Genomic DNA, 21,809 nt, shown 5'->3' on the forward strand with positions numbered 1-21,809 from the left:
TTATTATTGAACCTTTTAAAAGAAAATTAGCAATTAATATACGGGACTGCTAAAATATGTTATAATAATCTTGAATTAATCAAAAAAAATTAAAAAGGAGAAAAAACATGGCTAAAGAATTAGTACTTGGAATTGACCTTGGGACAACTAACTCAGTTGCTTCTATCGTCGAAAATAAAAACCCTAAAGTTCTTGAAAACCCAAACGGTAAAAGAACAACCCCTTCAGTAGTTGCTTTTAAAAACGATGAAATTATTGTTGGTGAAGTTGCTAAAAGACAACTTGAAACAAACCCTAACACCATTGCCTCAATTAAAAGATTAATGGGTAGTGGTAAAACTGTTAAAGCAAACGGTAAAACATACAAACCAGAAGAAATTTCGGCAATGATCCTTTCATATATGAAAGAATACGCCGAAAAGAAAACAGGGCAAAAAATTACCAAAGCAGTTATTACTGTTCCTGCTTACTTTGACAATGCACAACGTGAAGCAACCAAAATTGCTGGTAAAATCGCTGGTCTAGAAGTATTAAGAATTATCAACGAACCTACTGCTGCCGCTCTTGCTTTCGGTCTTGATAATAAGAAAAGTGCAAAACACAAAAGTTCAAAAGTGCTTGTATTCGACTTAGGAGGTGGAACATTTGACGTTTCATGTCTTGAACTTGAAGACGGAACCTTTGAAGTATTATCAACATCAGGAGACAACAAACTTGGTGGGGATGACTGAGATAACAAAATCGTTGATTGAATGATTAAAGAAATTAAAGACAAACACGATGGATTTGATGTTTCAGGCGATAAAATGGCAATGGCTCGTCTTAAAGAAACAGCTGAAAAAGCCAAAATTGACTTATCAAACCAACTTGTTGCTTCAATTTCACTTCCTTTCTTAGCAATCACTAAAAATGGTCCTCTCAACGTTGAATTAGAACTTAAAAGAGCTGAATTTGAAAAAATGACACATGACTTACTTGAAAGAACTAAAAAACCTATTCAAGATGCTTTAAAAGAAGCAAAATTAAGCAAAAAAGATATTGACCACATTCTACTTGTTGGTGGATCAACAAGAATGCCTGCTGTTCAAGCAATGATTAAAACTGCTTTAGGTAAAGAACCTAACAGAACAATTAACCCTGATGAAGTTGTATCGATTGGTGCAGCAATTCAAGGTGCTGTACTTGCTGGTGATATTGATGACGTGTTATTACTTGATGTTACCCCATTAACACTTGGAATTGAAACACAAGGTGGAATTTTAACTCCATTAATCGCAAGAAACACCACCATTCCTATTTCTAAATCACAAATTTTCTCAACTTCAACCGACAATCAAAATGCTGTAACCATTCGTGTTTTCCAAGGTGAAAGACAAATGGCACAAGATAATAAATTACTTGGCGAATTTAATCTTGAAGGTATTGAATTAGCACCACGTGGTGTTCCACAAATCGAAGTATCATTCGCAATTGATGCTAACGGTATTACTACTGTAACCGCTAAAGATAAGAAAACCAACAAAGAAAAGAAAATTACTATTAAAAACGCTTCAAAACTTTCAGAAGACGAAATCGAAAAAATGATTAAAGAAGCTGAAAAGAACAAAGAAGCTGACGCTAAACGTAAAGAAGAAGTTGAAGTAATTAACAAAGCCGAATCGCTTGTAAATGAATTTGAGAAAGCACTAGAAGAAAACAAAGATAAAGTTAGTGATAAAGAGAAAAAAGCAACTGAAGAACAAATTAATGAACTTAAAAAATTAATTAATAAAAAAGATATTAAAAAATTAAAAGACAAAATTAGCTCGTTAGAAGAAATGATTAAAAGCTTAAAAGAAGCTGCTGCTAACGAAGAATCACCAATTGTTGACAAAGACGATACTGCTGAAGCAGTAGATGCTGAAATTATTGATTAATTCCTAATTTAATAAATAAAAACTAACCACGTGGTTAGTTTTTTTTAGTTAATTAAAATTTAATGTTAATATCTGCTTTTTGTTCTGGTGAAGCAGCAAATACTGAAATTGAACTTAGGCTCATTGCACTAGCAGCAACGTTTGTTGGTCATGTAAATAACATTTGGTTGTAGCTGTTTACTTCTGAGTTGTAAAATCTTCTTGTTGCAGCAATTTGGTTTTCACTGTTGGTGATTTCGTCCATTAAACCGGCAAAGTGTCTGTCAGCTTTAAGGTCTGGGAAGTTTTCACTAACAGCGAATAAACGACCAAACACACTGTTTGCTAATTCAGTAGCTTCCTCACGATTATTAACTACTTGCATATTACGCATTTTTGTAACTTCTGCTAATGTTTCTTTTTCGTGTTTTGCGTATCCTTTAGTTGTTTCAAATAGTTTAACTAGAACATCTCTTCTACGAACAAGTTGCGTATCAATTTGACCACTTAATTCGTTAATTTTTGTTTGTTTACGCATTAAATCGTTACGATTTTTAATGTGAATAATTAATGGAATAATCAAAATGAATAGAATGTATCAAAAGATTTTTCCAACAGCGCTTGATTGTGCTGGTTTGCTTTCAGTATCAACAACAATTTTGTTTGCTTTTTCTTCTGGGTTTTTGTTGTATAAATTAGCCATGGTTTCTCCTTTATAGTTCAAAATAATTTTATCAATTTTTAAATTAATATTATTTTTTCTCTTAGTTTTATTAAATAAATGGGAATTTTTTGTCTTTAAAATGTTCTTTATAAAATACTTGATTAGAAAGCGAAACAATTGCTAAAAATGTTTCAAGAATTTGATATGAATTTCCCATTTTTTGTTTGTAATTAAAATCATCGCGAATGTCGAAATCTACTTTGTTATGTGCTTTAACAACTGTTTCTTCAAACTCCTTGAAAAGCTTTTCGTCGCGCTTGTACACATATTTGCTATGAATTTCAAATTTTAGAATTTCGTACATCGCTTCTAGCGTACTATATCTTCAAATACCTTCATTGAGCTGCTCTTCGGTAATTTTAGAAATACTTAAATAGTTTTTAAGACCACCAAATTCTTTATTAATTCGTACTTGCTCTTTTAGTGAATTTGCGATATAAAAACAGTTAATAAAGCTGGCAGGAATATCGATCTTAGAAATATTAATAATTTCAGGCGATATTTTCTTTAAATAATTAGTCATAAATTTTTCCATTACTTCTAATTTTTGTTGCAAGTGTAAAAATGCTTTAAATTCAGCAATGGTATTAACATCTTTTATCTTTAAGGTTTTAACGTACTTATCATCTAATGCTGGTTTTTTAATGTCATAAACTTCATAAATACTTACTTTACAATTGAGTGAAATTTCTTTGAATTTCTCATTTTGTGGAGTAAAGACAAAGTCTTTTGTTTCGCCTTTTTTCATGCCTAAAATGTTGCTTAACATTCCAAATTCATCATCAATTCTTGCAACAATTAATTGTTTGTTTTGTACTGATAATTCTTTAATTTCTTGTCCGTTATTAAACACAGTGATATCTGCCAAAATAGCGTGTTTTTGGGTTATTTTAGCCTTAACTGGCGTAAATTTAGCTTGCTCATATTCCATATTTTCAATTATTTCATCAATATGTTTTTGATTAACAACTGGCAGCTCAATACTATTATCTTTTAATCGCACAATCACTGATTTATCCGATAAAGCATACTCGCTATACTGAATCGATAAATCAATATAATCATTAATAAATTTATACTCAAAACTTGAATCAATAAAACGAACTAGCTTGTTCTCTTTTTTCTTTTCTTCACGAACTTTTTTGGCTAAATCGTTAGCATAAGTTTCATATAAAAATCAACGCGAACCATTTTTGTTAGTAGTATTTCAAGTGTCGCCATATTTACCTTTAAGAGTTGTAAGAATATCTTTCAACTCATCACCTTCAATTTTGCTTGACCAAATAAGTTCTGTGCCTGGTACAATCATATAACTCCTTAATTACATTTACTATTATAAAGAATATAATGTTTATTTGAATATAATTAATTAGTATGAGGGAGAATGAAATGAAAAATAATATTATGCTTTTTTGCCTTGACAATTCAGAAAAATTAGGAGCTAAAATAGCTAAAAAACTTGGTGTAACACAGTCAAATATTAAAAAAACAGTTTTCGCCGATGGCGAAAAAATGTTGCTATCAGAATGCACCGTTCGCAACCGCGATGTTTTTATTGTCGCTAACACCGGCACGCCAGTTAACGAAAATGTAATGGAGTTATTAATTTTTATTGACTCGCTAAAACGTGCAAGCGCCAAATCAATTAACGTTGTCTTAACTTATTATGGTTACGCTCGCCAAGACCGCAAGGACTCAGGACGCCAACCAATCGGCGCCAAGTTAATTGCTAACTTACTTGAAACAGCAGGAGCTACCAAAATTATTACTATCGATTTACACAACCCATCAATTCAAGGGTTCTTCGATATTCCAGTAGACGATCTTCGCGCACAATTTGTGCTAGCAAGAAGAATCTTAAAAGAAGACCGTGATGTTTCAGTTGTTTCGCCAGATCACGGTGGAACTGTGCGGGCAAGAGTTCTTGCTGACTTAATTTCACACAACATTGAAATTTCAATTATTGACAAACGTCGCACTGGCCCTAACCAAACAGAAACAATGGGGTTAATTGGAGCAATCAATAAAAATACAGCTGTTATTGTTGATGATATTATCGACACTGGTGGCACCATTCTTAAAGCTGCTAAATTGGTAAAAGAAAACGGGGCTAAAAAAGTTATTATTGCTGCAACTCACGGTATTTTTTCAAGAGGCTTTGATTTGTTCGAAGATGCTGATTATGTAGATAAAGTTATTATTACCGATTCACTTGATCGCAGCGACCTTGCTAAAAAATACAAAAAACTAGAAATTGTGAGTCTTGATCAATTTATTTCTGATGTTATTAAAGCTAACTCGACCAATAGTAGTGTAAGTAAAGTTTACGCCAATATTAAGGATGATATTGAAAACCTTTGAAGAGCAAATCGCCATTAATTATCCTAAGGCATATCCTAAATTAAAAAAGTACACCGAACTAATTGAAGAACATAATTTATCAATGAACTTAACTGGATTTACTAGTGATATTTTATGGAAAGATGGAATTTACGAATCAATTAAATTCCTAGAAAAAATCGACATTCAAAAAGATGATGACTGAGTTGATATTGGCAGCGGTGCTGGATTCCCTTGCGTTCCTTTCTTAATTTGTCATCCTGAATTAAAATTAACAATTTTGGAACCAATGTTAAAACGAGTCAAGTTCTTAAAAGAAGTGGCTAAAACCCTAGAACTTAACATAAAAGTTCATTCTTTGCGTGCTGAAGAATTTGTGCACAAAGATAGTTTTAACATCATAACAGCACGTGCTGTTACATCACTTAAAAACTTAATTTTAAGCACTTATCACTTAGGCAAAAATGATGCTCGTTTTTGTTTTGTAAAGGGACAAAATGTTAACAAGGAAATTACCGAGGCAAAAAAAGCAATAGACTTTTTAAAACTAAAAATTAGTCAAAAGCAATTATCGGAAACAGAAAAGAATCTTAATATTATTTGTTATCAAAAAACACTCAAAACACCTAACGATTTTCCTTGAATGTGAAGTAAAATTTTGAAATATTAAAACCACCTTATTTGAGGTGGTTTTTTGGTCAAATAAATGAAATGGAGCAAATGAGGAGAATCGAACTCCCGTATTTAGCATGGCAAGCTAATGTTCTACCATTGAACTACATTTGCACAAGTAATAATATTTTACACATAAAAAATAATATTTGATATAAAATTAATCTTTTTACATTAATTTAATAAAAAATAAAATTGAGAAAATCAATAAAAAACGTTGATTTTGTATTGATTTTTCATTTAATTTGTTTAGAGCAATTTTTGCAAAACACATTTACTTATAATTTACAAAAAATTTTTTTTTGTTTTTTTTAACCATATATATATATATATATATATATATATAATAATTGTAATAATAGATAAAATTGGAGGGCTTAGATGCACGAAGAATTGAAAATAAATTGTCTACAAAATGGAAATGTAGATTTAGAAGAAAAAGTTTTGCTAGCTGACCTAAAAACATCGTCAAATAAATTTTTTTCAGACACCGAGATGACATTAAAAGATATTTTGAAACCACAATTATCACGAGTATACAATAACATTAAAAACTTTAATGTAACAGTTAAAAATCTTTTAAATGAATTCGAAAAATTAGATGAACACAAATTAGTGTTTAATCAATATATTGGAAATAAAAATATAAAAAATTTATTTAAAAAAATATAAAAAATGAAAATAAAAAATCTAGTTGAAAAATAAAAAATGTTGCTATTATTGGTAGAAATAAAAATAACAAATATATAAATGGCATTAATAAAAACACTATAACCATATTTTTTACAATTAATTTTATTTTTAAGAAAACAGCCCAGAACAATGTTTCAATTAATTGAGATATTACAAGAATTGAATTTTCGAATACTCATTATAAAACTTCATTGCCAAATTATCTAGGTCCAAGCTTTAAAGTCAAATTTGTAGAAAAAAACGAAATGACAAATATTCAAGGATGAATAGAAAAAAATGACTACTTGCCCACTATATCAAAAGAAACATTTTCAGACCCCGCAAGTGAATTAAAGGTTTTCGATAGTTTTTTTTCATATATAGATTTTAATCAAAAAGATAGCTCTAATAATGAGGAAAAAATATTTAATAATTCTCTAAATCGCAAATTTAAACAAGAGCTTATAGAGGATGAAAAAGGAAGATTAAAAATTTCGTCAGAAGGATATGAAGACCTGGTGATGGTGGTTACAAATAGATTAAACAACAACAATAACAAAAAAGAAGTTAAAGTTTATAAGGCAGAAACAGATAATGGAGATGTATTCCAAAAATGAACTATTTCTTTAAAAAATCGAGAAATAAAACTTGATGAATTATTATACGAAATAACCAATAAAAGTAAAGAAGTTGAGAAAAAAATAAAATCTGAAAATGAAGAGATTTCATCTTTTCAATCAACAAATACTGAATTGAATATAGAAATTGAGAAAAAAAATAATGATATCAGCTCTCTGAAATACCGCGTGAATTCCATACAAAGCAAAATAGATGATTTAACAAGTGATTTAGAAAACATAAATAAAGAAAAAAAGGGAATAGAACAAAATATCAAAAACTATCAAAAAGAAGAACTGAAAAATAAGAAGAATGATAAAAAAAACAAAATCAAAAATCCTAACCAAAAAAATGACAAACCAAAAATTAATGAATTAACTAATAAAAAACAAGATTTGTCGTCTCAAGAAAATGAAATCAAGATTAAACTACAAGAGAACGAAAATAATAAAAAAGCAATTCAGGATGAAATTGACAGCAATAATTCTATTGTTGAAAGTCTTCAAAATAAAATTATTGATAACGATAACAAAATTAAATCAAAAAATGACAATATTTCTATGCTCGAAAAGGAATTGAATTCTATAAAAAAAATAAAAGAAGGGCGTGAAAAATATTTTAAAACAATCGTTAATGAAGACAAGTGTTTTTTCTATCAAATATCTATGATAGAAGTAAATGCAAATAATAAAAACCAAGAAAATGATTTTTTCCCTTACACTTTAACTCCATTATTTGTCGATGAAAATAGACCAGATATTTTAAATGCAGCTATATACGACCCCGGTTTGGTAGCTAAATTAAAAAGATATAAATTTGCAATTGAAAACGCAAAGCAAGGTTATGTTCGCAACCCCTTAATGTTTCCCTCTTTACTAAACCCGTCTTTACTAGAATTTAAAGCTGAGTTAAGTGATGATATCAAAGAAAAATGAAAATTAAATGATAAACAATATGAAGCAGTTAGAGGAATGATTTCCACTAACAACACTTTTTACTTACAAGGACCTCCCGGAACAGGAAAAACACAAACCATTTGTGCTACGATTCAACATTTTGTAAATAATAATTCTAATGTTTTAATCGTTTCATCCACTCATGAAGCAATTAACAATTGTTTGGAAAGATTTAATAACGAAAATCAAGATGATCCTAATATTATAATTTACAAAAAATCACGAAAAATTAATAGCGACGAAAAAGATACAAATATTTTTAATGTTGATAATTTATATAAAAACTTTTTAATTAAAATCAAAAACAAACTCTTAAACAAAGATACAAATAGAAAAGAATTGCAAAAATCTGATATTTTGAACGCAAAAAATTCTTTGGAAGATATTTTCCTTCCTAATCAAAGTAAAAATTACATTCCATATGTTGTATGAAATAAAATATACAATATTAAAAACGCTGATATTTGCAAAGTTACTAATAAAAAAATATCTGAAATTCTGTACGACTGTGCCAAGCATCGGGAATATGATAAAGACAATGAAACTCTTAATTTTACTTTCGATAAGTTTGTAAATAATGAACTTTATAAAAGTTATTGAAACGTTAATAAATATAAAGATAACGAAGCTATTATCAGTAATTTTCGAGACAAGGGAAACACCTTAATTGAAACATTGTGTAAAATTTTTAAAACAAAGGGTATCGTTTTTTTTGATAAAGATGGTATATATAAATACCTTGAGGAAGCATTAAAACACTTACCTGATACTAACAATAAATTGTTGGAAAATTTTACTTCAAATGAAAAAATAAACGATGAAAAAAATTATGAATTTAAAGAATACATTGAAGAAAATAATTTGATAAACGTTTTGGCATATACCACTACTGCTGAGACAAAACTAGAGTTAACAACAAACGAACCCAAAGATATTTGGTTTGATTACCCTATCGACACTGTTATTATGGATGAATCGTCTAAATCAAACACTCCTGAAGTTTTGGCGAGAATAAATATTTCACATAAATTTATAATGTGCGGGGATTATAAACAATTGCCCCCAACCTCAGAATTTAAAACGGACGATTTTTTAAAAAATATTTTTAATTCAATTGAAAACAAAATTAAAAATCTAATCAAAAATGGGCAAATTGAAAATAATGAAATTGATGTCTATAAAAATAATTTTAAAGAACTTTTTAATATAGATTTCGAAAATAGTGAATCTGAAAATAATTGTAGAAAATTTTGTGAGGTAATTGATAAAACATTCACGACACCATTTTTCAAAAATCAAATCAAAAAAATTAAAAAGCAGAAAGATAAAAAATCTATGGTTTATAGCTTTCTAAACAAACAATATCGCTTTAACCCAACGATTCAAAATTTAGTTAATAATTTTTATGATAATGACGAAAAACTTGAAAACGGGAAAGATCGTTCAGATTTTGATACTTTTAAATTTACTAAAGATGAAGATCAGAAGATTTTCGTTATAGATACAACTAGATTATCTCATAGATACATTAGTACAATTAAAATGGAAACGAAAACCGATGAAGCTTTTGACCAAACTAGTTTATTAAAAAAAATTGATGAATTTAAAGATTTAAATATAGCATTTTCATCATTATTTAATCAATATAACGCGTTCATAGTTATCAAAATTCTTGAAAAATTGGTATATGAAAATGCACCTGAAAAACTTACCGGAAAGATAGGTGTTATTTGCCTAACGCTTTCACAAAAAATAATAGTAAGACATTTAATTAATAAAAACAAAGAATTAAAAAACTTAAATATAAAAATCGATACAATAGATAACTTCCAAGGTAAAGAAAAAGAAATTATAATTGTTGATTTTGTTAGATCTAAAAATAAATTTAACGGTACATCGTTTGAAGTTGGTAAAAGAAATATTTCTTTTCTTGCTGAAGAAGAGAGAATAAATGTAGCCGCATCACGAACAAAAAATTTGCTGTTTTTGATTGGGGCTTTTGACTACTATGACGATATACGTAATGATTTTAAGGAAAATAAATTACTAATTAAATACATCGACCATTGACAGAAAAAACAAGAGGGAATCGAACTGATTGAAGGAGAAGATATATATGAAGAAGTTATTTAAGATTGCGCTACCTTTTATTCAATACCATATAAGATATATCGAATCTAAAGATAGCGAATTTGAAGAACTAGATTTTTTCATTTTGTGCACTTTGTATGAAAATTTAGAACAAAAAGATTCATTGTTTTTTGAGTTAATTATGAAAAAATTCGGATTAAACGAAAAATTCAATAATTTTATTATTAAAAGAATTCAGGATTTGTTTGAATTAGAATTTATTAAAAATAATAATCCAGAAATTAATCTTGAAGAATTAATGATCGGTAATGTAGAGTTACACCCCTTAATATTAAAACGTTTTAAAAACTCAAATACAAGAGGCATTAAAAAAGAGACGATTCAAGAGAACATATACTTCTATAAATCCCCTATTTCAGATAAAATAAAAAACGAACCGAGAACAAAACCTGTTATTAATACTAAATACGAAGACGAAAAAATAAATGATAAATTCCCAAACTCTGCCTCAAACAAGGAAATTCTAGAGTCATATAACGAAGTTATTGAAAATAAATGTATTGAAAAAAACAGAGAATTGTTTGATTCAAAACTCATTGAAGCAAAAATTGTATTCTTAGAAAAAGAAATTTCCTTTGTTTTAAATTTTGATGCTAATAAAAATAACATTATATTATCCTATGGTGATGTTGCTAGTGAAATTCTTTGTAAAGAAATTAGCGAAAATATTGAAAAATACAATTTTATTGTAAAACAATTAAATAAACAAATTTTAACGAACTTTGATGATGAATCGCTCAAAAAACTTGTTGAGGTTCCTTTAGATTCCCGTTTAGATATAGATGATTTATTTGTATATAACGAAAAATTTAACAAAATAAATGAAAAATTAGAGCAAATAAGAAATTTTTTTCAAAATGATGAATTCATCTACTTTGAAGGTAAATGGCACAGCATATATAAACAAACATTTAATTTAATAATAGAAAACGAGGCTACGAAAATTGAAAATCATAGATCTACAATCATTCTTGTACCGAATACTGAAGATGAAAAAAGTGAAATTTACGAAAAATATTACAATATTTGAGCCAAAAATTTAAGTAATAATTTTTTAAGCAAAATTTTAGATATTAACGATCACAATCTCACATCATTCATAATAAAAAGAATTTACGATGATATTAATACATTCTCTCTTAAAGAACTACATATTGTTATAAACGAATTAGACGAAAACAAAAAATATGACAGAGCAAAGTTTGTAGACCATTTAAATCCTATTAAATATTTTGAAAATGGGTTTGATAAATTATTATATGTTCCGTTTTTAGACATTACAAAAAACCTTATACATAACAACAAAACAAACGATAATGTCAAAACAATTATTTTTAAAAATATTGCACTTGTAGAAAAATTGAATATAAATATGTTTATAGACATATTAAATATCTATTATTTTAGTTTTGACTCGAAAGATACGGTTGAACAGCTAAAAAATACAAATCTATATAAATCATATGAATCAATAAAATCTGAAATTTCAAAAGCGTTACAACTCGAAACAAATGATTTACAAAAGCTAGATATTAAAATTAATAGTTTAAATTCAAAAATAGAAAGAGAATTATATGGCTTTAAGGTAAGGGAGATGGAGCAAATACTAGAGAAGAGAGAGGCGATCAAAATGAATGACCTTAAAGAACTAAAAAAATCCTATAAAGATGAAGCGCTAGAAATGTTTAAAGTTGTTGAAGGCGCTTTGAAAGATCGCAAAGGAAAAGATATGTCTGAAAAAATAGATAGTGCTAATTTAAGTAATAAAGAAAAAAATGACTTACACAAACTTAGAAAAATCAGGAATGATATTTCCCACAACCAAAACAACCCAAAAAACAATGTAAATATGTGGGATTATGAAGAAGCAAAAAAGAAATATGAAGAGTTAAAAAAAATATTAGAAAATATTAAAAATATCATTGCTAGTTATGAAAAACAAAAAAGAAAGGAGAAATAATGTCTCATACGATGCGTATATCTGTTACCTTAACAGATTATGACAAGAATGAAATTTCATTAATATGCCAAGATGCAATAAAAAAAATTAAAAACCTTAACATTGATAAAAACAAGGGGATTGAGAAATTTTTAAATACTAAAATTTTAGAACTATCAAAAATCGAGCAGACAAAAGACCAAAAACTGACAATAAATTCAAATGAAGATGCATCCTTTGTACTACAAAAATACAAAGACGAATTAATTAAGAAAATTACAAATTTTATATCAACAATTACAAATTCGGATTTATATTCAAACTTTGAATATTCTAATAAAAGTTTCAGCATAAATGAATGAATAGATAAATACGGTTTGTTAGTATCTGATGCTTTAGAAATAATAAAGAATAAGCAACTATTAATAAATGATGAAAATATTGGGACAATAATTGATGAAATACTCAATAAAAAATGTGCAAGTGAATTTCGTGAAAAAATTTTATTTGAAATCAACAAAAAAATAGAAAATAAATTTAGTGGACTACCGGATTTAAAATTCTATTTTAAAAATAAAGTGTTATCATTAAAAACCTATCAAGAATTAAATGATTTTAATATTTTTATTGGTTCGAAAGAATTTTCATATAAAAAAATGAAGGAATTGGAAAAAGTTGTCGCTGAGGGTTTATCGAAAATACGTGGATACTATCTTGTTAAGGAAAGAAAAATAGAAAGAAAAATAGATGAGTCTGGGCAGATGTATTTCGTTTATCATTTTAAAAACCAAAAAAATGAATCGTTTGATTTAAAAATTAGCGAAGAATTAAAAATAGAATACAAAATTGGGGATTATAAGGAGCATTGTTGCGAAGAAACAAGCAAAAAATTATGAGAATTTCTTGAAAAACGGAACATTCAAATTAGACAAAAACAAATAATTAGAGAATTTTCAAACGCCAAACCGCTTTACAAAAGCATTTCAAAAATAAATACTAAGGAGAAAAAATAATGTCTTTTATAAAAACAATCAGAGACCAATTAAAAATAAAACTCAACATAAAAAATATCCTAATTTTAAAAGGGAATACTCAGGATTTTACATACCCCAATCTATTCGACTTGCCAATTAAATACGAAAACAAAAAACTAGAACCTAATAACTATATAAATTTAGCGGAATATTTAACAATATTGCTACACAATGAAAAATATAACGATTTATATTATTACTCTCCGTCGTTCACAAACGCTATAGTTGATGAAGGGGAAATAAAAATATCTACATTAGCAAATGAGGATGATAATGAAGATGATGTTGAAGACGTTTTTTCTTCAGGGCAACAAGGAGAAAAAACATTTAATGAGTTTATAGATACAATAGCACAGAAAATGAATGTGATTTTGGAAAATTCTGAATCAGTTATGAACACACGAACCGCCTTTATTATTGATTTATCCGAATTTATTTTTAGTGATAAGAATCAAGAAACAACATTAAATCAAATTGCTAAAGTTATTGGACTTTTTACAAACTTTTATAGTCAAAAAACCTTACATTATCTACACTCAAAAATAAAATTAATTTTCATAACAAAAAACACTGAAATTTTCTCTTCAATTGCTCTAAAAAACAATGAAGAAGTTCAATATATAAATATTCCCAAACCAAATAAAGAAGAAAGAAAAATATTTTTTAAAAAGATGAAAAATATTATTGAAAAATTTATCCCGGATTTTTACGAAGAAGGAGATGTTTTTGAACAGGCTGTATCGATAACAGATGATATGTCATTTAGAGAAATATTACAATTTATTAAGGTATTAATGTTTAACAATAGCACACAAGAAAAAAGAATAAATAACTTTAAAGACTTATATAGATTAGTAAATTTTGACAAAAAGGAATCCGAATGAGAAAATATTGAATATGACAAAATTGCTAAGCTAGAAAATGAATTTAAAAAGAGAATTCAAGGACAAGATGAGGCGATTAAAGCAATTAAAAACACCCTTATTAGATCTTTTGTAGGATTGCAGGGCGCAGCACAATCTGCAGATTATGTTAACAAACCACGTGGGATTCTATTTTTGGCAGGTCCAACTGGTGTCGGAAAAACCGAAATAGTAAAGACTTTAAGCGAGTTTGTATTTGGGGATGAAAATAAAATTATAAGATTTGATATGTCGGAATACAACCATGAAGAGTCAGATCAAAAACTTATCGGTTCTGCTCCCGGATATGTTGGGTACGAGGCTGGTGGCCAATTAACTAATGCTGTATTAGAAAAGCCGTTTTCTATTTTATTGTTTGACGAAATTGAAAAGGCAAACGGAAAAATTCTTGATAAGTTTTTACAAATTTTAGAAGATGGTAGATTAACATCATCTAAAGGAGAATTAGTTAATTTCTCTGAAACATTTATTGTTTTTACTTCTAATATAGGCGCAAATAATATCAAAGATATCAACGACAAAGAAGGGGCAAGAAAACACTTTAAAAAAGAGGTTATTAACTACTTTAATAACGAATTAAAAAGACCTGAAATATTAAACAGAATTGGAATTAAAAATATTATTCCTTTTAATCCTATAACAGAAAAAGATGTAGAAATTTGTACAAACATTATTAAACATAAACTCAATAAAGTTATTAAAATGCTAAAAGAGAAAAGATACATTATCAATCATACAGATGTTGGCGATGAAAAAGAATTATATAAACAAATCATTAAAAAATATGATAGTAGTTTAGGCGGGAGAGGACTAGTCACAACCTTGGAAACATACTTTATTGATCCATTATCATCATTTATTTTTGGGAAATATCCAGAAATCGAATCTAAATTAAAAGATGAAAACGAGATAGTAAAAATAAATTATGAATACAAAGAAGTAAGTGGTAAAAAAGAATTAAAATTTGTTTTAAATTAAGACTAATTTGAAAATACGTAAATTAAAAAATATCAACGAAAAACGTTGATATTTTCTTGATTTGCTGCTTAATTGTGTTTATTATTTTATCATCGAATTTTCGTAAACACGTTTTGAGGATTCGGCTAGTTTTTTAGCATTTTCTTTCTTTTGTGTAGGCGTGTCACCAAAATAATATGTTGGCAAAACAGTGGCAAAATAATTATCGCTACTACTATCTAAACTAACAACAATTCGTTTTCAATTTGAAGGTAACGCTGTCAAAAACTTAAGTTCAGCATTAGGATCTGTTTTTAATAATTCAATATGTTGTTGAACATCATAAATAACTCATGAATTTGCAGTTTTATTAAATGCCTCTAAAAAGTAATATAGTTCTTTTTTTGTTGTATCAATTGCATACGAAACTTGCATTTTACTAAATCCATTAATAAATAATAAATTGGCTACTAATCTTAAAACTTCACGTTGTGAAGCACCGAAATTTTTAATATTAACTGATATAAGACGTCTCAAACTCTTTTGGACATCAGAATTTTTAATTGCTTCGATATCAACTAATAAATCTTTATGATCTACTATGAATTTTTCAGGATCATTAGCAAACTCTTCAAGTAAATTTTCGTCGGTAATAACTTCCTTAAAAAGACTAGTTCCATCAGTTGGTGAATTTGATGTTGCGTCTTTCAAGTTTCTTGTTAACTGAATTGGACTTAGTGCTCACATCATCCCTTGCTTTTGTTTGTTATTAATGGTTATTCTTCAGGCAACTAGTTGTTTCATTAATTTTTTGTACGCAATATCAAAATCTTCAACTTTATCTAATAGTTTTCGAACTTTGTAAAAATAATAGTTGAAAATAACATCATTTGAAGGCAAGGCGATATCAAAGTCACCGACACTAGTTATTCCTTGGCTATTCTTTGTAAAAAGTTTGTCATAGTTTTCGTACAAATTAATTGAGTATGGAGTTTGTTTTAAATAGTGGTTATAAACTTCAAAAACGTCTTCAAAACTCATAGTCTCAACGTTTTTGTCGTTTGCTCCTCACTTTTTAAATTGTACTTTGGCAAATTCTTCTTTGACTAATAAAAATTTACTTTTTAAGATGTCCTGTGACAGAATAATTTGTTGTGGGGTTGCATCTTTATTTACTTCTTCAAATTTAGGTAAATTAATAAAATAATTGTCATTAGCAAATTTGCGTGCGGCTAGTAAATTTTCATCAAGTTTCAAAATACACGAATTTGCTAAAACAGGTGTTAGTGCTAATGATGACAGTAATAATAATTTAAGTTTTGTTGTTTTAGCCATTATTCCTCCTGTGTCTTATATTTTCATGATTTAATACCAGCTGCAGTTACATATAATCCAATGATAAAAATAACAAGCGAAAAGAAAATTAAACCAATTCCATACGCTACACCAGCTTTAGCCTTAAAAATATAACTATCATCAATATCAACAAGTTCTGAAATCTTAATTGTTTCCTGACAATTAATAATCATAATTGTAGAGAAAATAATAATTCCAATACTTGCCAACAACATAAATGCTCAAACAACTGTTTGGACTTTGATTCCTTTTTTCATCTTTACCCCTTAATTGCACTCCCTTGGTTTGATACAGCATTCATAATTCTTTTTCTAAAAATAAAGTAGAACAAGAACATTGGGAAAATGGCGATAATTGCACCAGCCATTTTCACGTTTTGCATAATTCGATCAATACCATCAAGTTCAAGACGACCAACACCAAACAATCATACTGACATAATTTTATAATCACCACCAGCAATTAAAGCAGGTCAAAGATAACTGTTTCAAGCTGCTAAGGCGGTTAAAATCACAATTGTAAGTGTGATTGGCCGCACCATTGGCATTGCAATTTTAAATAGGTAGGTTGCACCACTTGCCCCATCAACCGTTGAAACTTCTTTAATTCGTTTTGGGATTGAAGAAAAGGCATTACGATACATTAGTGCGTTAAAAATTGATGCCATAAATGGTAAGGCAATAATTGCTAAAACTCCGACAAATGTTTTTCTAAAATCAACACCAGGAATGTTTTGTTCTAGTAAAAGCGCTACTTTATACTGACCCGTCATTAATGCTACCTCTGGTAGCACAAGTAAAGCAATAAAAACACCCCAAAGAAATTCTTTACCTCATCATTTTTTAAGTGAAAAGGCATAACCCGCTAGCATAACGACAAAGATTTTTGAAACAATCGAAATCAAAACATTTAAGAATGTTAATAATAATGATTGTCAATAACTCGAGTCAAAAGCACGAGTAAAATTATTGAAATTTACCGATTCGGGAATAATAATAAACTCAGCATTTAATTTATTAGCTTGTAAATCGGGCATAATTGCCACTAAAATCATAAAAGCAAAGGGGAAAAAAATAATTAAACCAAAAAAGCATAAAACAAACATTTTAAGAAACGCAACCGTCACCAAATAGATTGCCGATGACTCGCGTACTTGTTGTCCGGTTTTATCTCTATTTCTATTTAATTTGCGCTTTGTTAATCACTCTTGAATTTTTAATTTTCTTTCAAACATGATATTCTCCTAAATTGTTCGTTGCTCTAATAATGGCTTGAAATCCGCCCCGGACAATAATTGAAAAGCTAACACCAATAATAAATAAACTAATTGCTGATGATGCTGCCATTCTAAAATCACCAATACCAGTACGTCCATACACAAATAACATTAATGTTGAAGCACCGTTTCCTGTTGCTTCGGCTACATCATTGTTAAATAATGCAAGTGGGAAAACCTTAATTCCACTAATAATGCTCATTGTAATTAAGAATCTTGTCGTGCCACGAATTGAAGGAAGGGTAATGTTAAAAAACTGTTTTGTTCCACCAATTCCATCAATTGAAGCAGAGCGATAAAGGTTTTTATCAACCGATAACATTGCTGTTGTTAACAGTAAAATGTTAAAAGCCAAACTCGATCAAATCCCTTGCGTAATCATAACTAACAATGGTTTGAAGCCATACATATCACCAGATTCTAATCAAGTTACTTTTCTACCAATAATGCTATTGAACATTCCATTTGTACTAAAGATTTGCGTGAATGTAAGCGATATAGCAACAATGTTTGTAATATAAGGAAGAAAGAAAACTGTTTGTCAAAATCCTTTTGCTCGTTTTCTAACTAGTGTCGAGATTGCTGATGAAATCACAAGAGAAATTCCGATTTCTAACGGTAAGATAATCAACGCATACATTAATGAATTACGAATTCCGACAGCAAATGTTGGCTCTTTAGTAAATAAATCAACAAATGCTTCAAATGTAAATTCCACTTTTTTTGAACCATCGCTAAAATATGTTTCCTTGAAGAAAGCATAATATAGGTTGAAAAATAGCGGCATAATGGTGAATAAACCAAGAATAACAAATGTTGGAATCAACATTGTGATTGGTTTCCAGATTGGTGTTCTTTTATCAACAATTGAACCAGCTAACGCTTCTTCTTTGTTTGTTGCTTGTTTTTTAACAGCTAAATTATGAAAAAGTTTATTACTTGTAAAAGTGGAAAGAAAACTATTTTTTAATTTCATAGCGCACCCTTTCTCCTGAATCTTTTTCAAAAATGTGAAGTTTGTTTAATGGTAAACTAAAGAAAATTTCATCATTAATTTTGTAATGTAAATCATTATCAACCAAAAAGTTAAGATCATAGTCACCAAACTTGGTTTCCATTTTAACAATTAGTTTACTTTCTTTACCAAGATTTTCAATTGCCTTAACCACACCAAAAAGAGTCGCTTTTTGTTTAGTCTTTTTAACTTCATAATCTTCAGCACGTGTTCCGATTAGAAGGGGTGTATTTTCCTTTAATCCGCTAAATTCAAAATTATCAAATTCATTACTTAAAATCTTAAGTTTTCCATTTTCATAAATACCAGGTAAAATACCCATTTCAGGCATTCCTAAAAACTTTGCAACAAATAAGTTAGCAGGTCTGTTATATAACTCCATTGGCGCCCCAATTTGTTGCACTTGCGCCATCGACATACAGACAACGATATCACTAATCGACATTGCCTCTTCTTGGTCGTGGGTAACAAAAACAGTTGTAATACCAAGGCTTTGTTGAATTTCACGAATTCATTGACGAGTTGAAATTCTTAATTTAGCATCAAGGTTAGAAAGGGGTTCGTCCATTAATAAAATTTGTGGTTTTTTAACAATTGCCCGCGCAATTGCTACCCGTTGTTGTTGACCACCTGATAACTTGGTTGGTTTCTTTTGTAAATTACGTTCAATCTCAACTCTGTGAGCAACTTCCATAACTTCTTTATGAATCGCCTTACGAACACTAATAACAAATTTCTCAACTAACTCTTCAATTGTTTTCTTTTCTTCTTCAGTTAATACATTTGCTAGGGTTTTGTTTTTTAATGCGTTTTTCAAATTATATTTTGTGGCAATTAAATTGAATTCATCATCGTGTCTTTTTCAAGCAAACATTGTTAAATATTTATAGTTTCTTTTAAGACGTTTTTTCTGAACATTATTTCTGCTTTTTTCTTTGTAAATTGAACGTTTTTCATTGAGTTCTTGTTTTTTCTGTTTTATTAATTCACGATATTTTTCAGTGATTTCTTGTTGGTTTTTTTGATGAAGATAAAATTGAATTGTGATATTAACTTGGTACAATAAATCAACCGCTTTTTTATTAACAGTGCAATTGTGATTTAAATAATTAAAATTACTTAATTCTTTTTGTAATTTAGTAAGCAAATTTAAACGTTGTTCTATCTCTTCATTTGTTAATTTCGTACATTTTAAAAGTGATTTATCTATTGAGTTTAACGCTGAACTTGAGGTTGCTAAACTATTTTGCATCCCTAAAGCAACTTGTACATCTCACTCTTCTTGTAGTTTATTTAAAAGCTTTTTACGTTCGTTTTTAAAACCTTCAATTTTAGTAATACTATCTTTCGAATTCAAACCTAATTCGGTTTGAAAACGAACTTTACTAATTTTGTAATTTGTCAAAGCAGTTTCGTAATCATATTTAAGTTCAGAGATGAAATTTGAATATTCAATATCAGTTATTCGCCCAACTTTTTTATATAGCGTAAATAATCTTTCTAACGATTCTAATTCTTGTTTTGTAGCACCTAAATGTTTTAGATAAATCATAGCAATTTTAAGTTCTGCATACTGTCTTTTTATACGAATATTATTTTGTCAATCTTCATCATTTTTAAGTGGAAAGGCAATATTATCGTAAACACTCATATGTGGATAAAGGGCGTAGTTTTGAAAAACAAAACCTAGCTTTCTTCTTTGTGGTGAAAGTTTGGTTACATCCTTACCATTGAAAAATACCTTACCACCTGTAATTGTTAACAAGCCTGAAATAGCATTAAGGGTTGTCGTTTTACCACTACCACTAGGTCCTAGCAGTGTTACAAGTTTACCTTGCGGAATCTTAAAACTTACATCATCAACTGCTAATGTTTCACCAAAATCAATCGAAACATTTTTAAGTTCAATAGCAGGAATTTGTTCATTGCTTTGGCTATTGTCTTCGATTTTAGCGTTAATTCTTTCCAACTCTTTGTTATCTTCTTCATTGGGACGAATTACTTGCTTTATAATTCAGTTTTTTAATCTATTTAGTCAAATCATATTATTCCTTTTCTAGTTTGGATACATCTTATCTTTATATTTATAAATTAAGTCTTCGTCTTCTTCCATAAAAGTATGGTAACCAGTATTACTTCTAGTTAAATATACTTTGGTTGCGATCGTTTTTTCATTAGCAAAATCTTGAAATAGACCTAAGCGATTTTCTTTTGCAAATTTCATTGCCTTAGCCATTTCAAAAAATGTGTAATATTTCAAAGTTCCTTTAATTGTATTTTCAGACTTGTTACCACCACTAAATGGTAAACATCAACCATTTCTAACAATTTCAGTGTTATATGAAATATTAAAATCTTTACCAAAGAAAATGTCAGCAGGGATACGATTAAATTTATCAACACCTTTACCATCAAGGAAAAGTCGAACAACAGTTTTCGAAGGTAAAGTATTCACGGCAAATTTGGTTGCTAACTCAGCAAATTGATGTTCTCATTTAGGTGATTTTTTATAATCAGCACCGGAACCAACACCTTTTTCTGGTGTGTCAATTCCTGCTAAACGAATTGTATAAGTTTCGCCAACATTAATATCACTCACACCTGGCTGTATACTTAAAACTTTAACTTCGGCCGTGTCTCCATCTTTTCATCTAACAATTTCACCTTCAAATCAGTTATTGATATTTACTCAATCAACATTAATCTTTTGAATATTGGGATCATCAAGCGATAAAGAAGGATTAAGTTGTTTTGGTCGCAATGTAAATTTCATTTGAATATCGGTTTCTAACCGATATGTGTAATTAATAACTACTTTTTTATCTAGTGTGTGAAACTTGAAAATCAAACTACGCTTATTATTAAATTGATTTATTGTATCATCAAGTGCAACATCTCTAGGCAAGTCATCCTTAACTGGCAACTGTGAAAGCTCGATCATATACTTAACATCGTTTACTTTTACTAAGTAAAAACGATTAACAAGATCGTGCAAATCTAAATAAACCGAATTAATTGAAAGGGGTGAGTGAAATTGTAAATTAAGTTTATCAAGCGAAATGATCTCATTCATTTCGGCATCAATCATACTTTTTTGCTCATTTGTAAATTCAACAATTCCTTCGCTTTCATTTTCTACATCATACTTTGGTGTAAATGCGCCTAAAAATTCACTGTTGCTTGAAGTATTTGATGTAGCACAACTAACAACTGCAGCAACTGTAAATGGTAATGGAGTTAATAATCATATTTTTCTTTTCATGTTATTCCTTTAGTGATGT

16 protein-coding genes and 1 tRNA gene are annotated in these 21,809 nt (G+C 28.7%); 8 read left to right on the plus strand and 9 right to left on the minus strand.

The features are described 5' to 3' along the window. Positions 1–107 precede the first annotated feature (107 nt). Positions 108–1,916, plus strand: a complete 1,809-nt coding sequence (dnaK, locus tag NPA09_RS03045) for a molecular chaperone DnaK (RefSeq protein WP_129722968.1) — start codon at positions 108–110, stop codon at positions 1,914–1,916. A gap of 52 nt (positions 1,917–1,968) precedes the next feature. Here the strand turns inward: dnaK and NPA09_RS03050 are convergent, their stop codons facing one another. Both NPA09_RS03050 and NPA09_RS03055 read right to left on the minus strand, forming a co-directional pair. After that, complete coding sequence (locus NPA09_RS03050) at positions 1,969–2,598, minus strand: LemA family protein (protein WP_129722966.1); 630 nt, start codon at positions 2,596–2,598, stop codon at positions 1,969–1,971. A 70-nt stretch (positions 2,599–2,668) separates the two neighbouring features. Beyond that, positions 2,669–3,928: a trigger factor gene (locus NPA09_RS03055; RefSeq protein WP_129722964.1), complete on the minus strand. Its 1,260-nt coding sequence runs from the start codon at positions 3,926–3,928 to the stop codon at positions 2,669–2,671. Positions 3,929–4,008: 80 nt separating this feature from the next. Here NPA09_RS03055 and NPA09_RS03060 point away from each other — a divergent pair, with 80 nt between their 5' ends. Next, positions 4,009–4,998: a ribose-phosphate pyrophosphokinase gene (locus tag NPA09_RS03060; protein WP_129723299.1), complete on the plus strand. Its 990-nt coding sequence runs from the start codon at positions 4,009–4,011 to the stop codon at positions 4,996–4,998. Further along, positions 4,967–5,629 (plus strand): 16S rRNA (guanine(527)-N(7))-methyltransferase RsmG, encoded by a 663-nt coding sequence (rsmG, locus tag NPA09_RS03065; protein WP_165036276.1) that lies wholly within the window; start codon positions 4,967–4,969, stop codon positions 5,627–5,629. Before NPA09_RS03060 ends, rsmG begins: the two co-directional genes overlap by 32 nt. Positions 5,630–5,671: 42 nt before the next feature. Here rsmG and NPA09_RS03070 read toward each other — a convergent pair. After that, positions 5,672–5,745, minus strand: a tRNA-Gly gene (locus NPA09_RS03070). A 267-nt stretch (positions 5,746–6,012) separates the two neighbouring features. Here NPA09_RS03070 and NPA09_RS03075 point away from each other — a divergent pair. From NPA09_RS03075 to NPA09_RS03095, 5 genes are all read left to right on the plus strand, one after another. After that, positions 6,013–6,303, plus strand: a complete 291-nt coding sequence (locus tag NPA09_RS03075) for a hypothetical protein (RefSeq protein ID WP_256541821.1) — start codon at positions 6,013–6,015, stop codon at positions 6,301–6,303. Between the two features lie 212 nt (positions 6,304–6,515). Further along, positions 6,516–10,010, plus strand: coding sequence for an AAA domain-containing protein (locus NPA09_RS03080; protein ID WP_256541822.1), 3,495 nt, complete (start codon positions 6,516–6,518; stop codon positions 10,008–10,010). Next, on the plus strand, positions 9,994–11,988 hold the full coding sequence (locus NPA09_RS03085) for a hypothetical protein (protein WP_129722958.1): 1,995 nt from the start codon (positions 9,994–9,996) through the stop codon (positions 11,986–11,988). Before NPA09_RS03080 ends, NPA09_RS03085 begins: the two co-directional genes overlap by 17 nt. Then, positions 11,988–12,980, plus strand: a complete 993-nt coding sequence (locus tag NPA09_RS03090; protein ID WP_129722956.1) for a hypothetical protein — start codon at positions 11,988–11,990, stop codon at positions 12,978–12,980. The genes NPA09_RS03085 and NPA09_RS03090 overlap by 1 nt, the downstream gene beginning before the upstream one ends. Further along, positions 12,980–14,902, plus strand: a complete 1,923-nt coding sequence (locus tag NPA09_RS03095) for an AAA family ATPase (RefSeq protein WP_129722954.1) — start codon at positions 12,980–12,982, stop codon at positions 14,900–14,902. Before NPA09_RS03090 ends, NPA09_RS03095 begins: the two co-directional genes overlap by 1 nt. Before the next feature lie 81 nt (positions 14,903–14,983). Here NPA09_RS03095 and NPA09_RS03100 read toward each other — a convergent pair whose 3' ends face one another. From NPA09_RS03100 to NPA09_RS03125, 6 genes are read right to left on the minus strand one after another with little or no spacing between them, the layout of a single operon-like run. After that, a complete protein-coding gene (locus NPA09_RS03100) occupies positions 14,984–16,216 on the minus strand; it encodes a hypothetical protein (RefSeq protein WP_129722952.1) in 1,233 nt (410 codons plus the stop codon). Further along, a complete protein-coding gene (locus tag NPA09_RS03105) occupies positions 16,216–16,494 on the minus strand; it encodes a hypothetical protein (RefSeq protein ID WP_129722950.1) in 279 nt (92 codons plus the stop codon). The genes NPA09_RS03100 and NPA09_RS03105 overlap by 1 nt, the downstream gene beginning before the upstream one ends. Positions 16,495–16,496: 2 nt before the next feature. Continuing rightward, entirely contained in the window at positions 16,497–17,471 is a 975-nt protein-coding gene (locus NPA09_RS03110; protein WP_129722948.1) for a carbohydrate ABC transporter permease, read from the minus strand. Then, complete coding sequence (locus NPA09_RS03115; RefSeq protein WP_129722946.1) at positions 17,416–18,489, minus strand: carbohydrate ABC transporter permease; 1,074 nt, start codon at positions 18,487–18,489, stop codon at positions 17,416–17,418. Before NPA09_RS03115 ends, NPA09_RS03110 begins: the two co-directional genes overlap by 56 nt. Next, positions 18,473–20,572 carry an ATP-binding cassette domain-containing protein gene (locus tag NPA09_RS03120; protein ID WP_129722944.1) on the minus strand — a complete coding sequence of 700 codons (2,100 nt, stop codon included), beginning with the start codon at positions 20,570–20,572 and terminating at the stop codon, positions 18,473–18,475. Before NPA09_RS03120 ends, NPA09_RS03115 begins: the two co-directional genes overlap by 17 nt. 12 nt (positions 20,573–20,584) lie before the next feature. Next, positions 20,585–21,790 carry a thermonuclease family protein gene (locus tag NPA09_RS03125; RefSeq protein WP_129722942.1) on the minus strand — a complete coding sequence of 402 codons (1,206 nt, stop codon included), beginning with the start codon at positions 21,788–21,790 and terminating at the stop codon, positions 20,585–20,587. Between the last annotated feature and the right edge of the window lie 19 nt (positions 21,791–21,809).

This window comes from Mycoplasmopsis equigenitalium (assembly GCF_024498255.1).
GTDB lineage: Bacteria > Bacillota_I > Bacilli_A > Mycoplasmatales > Metamycoplasmataceae > Mycoplasma_H > Mycoplasma_H equigenitalium.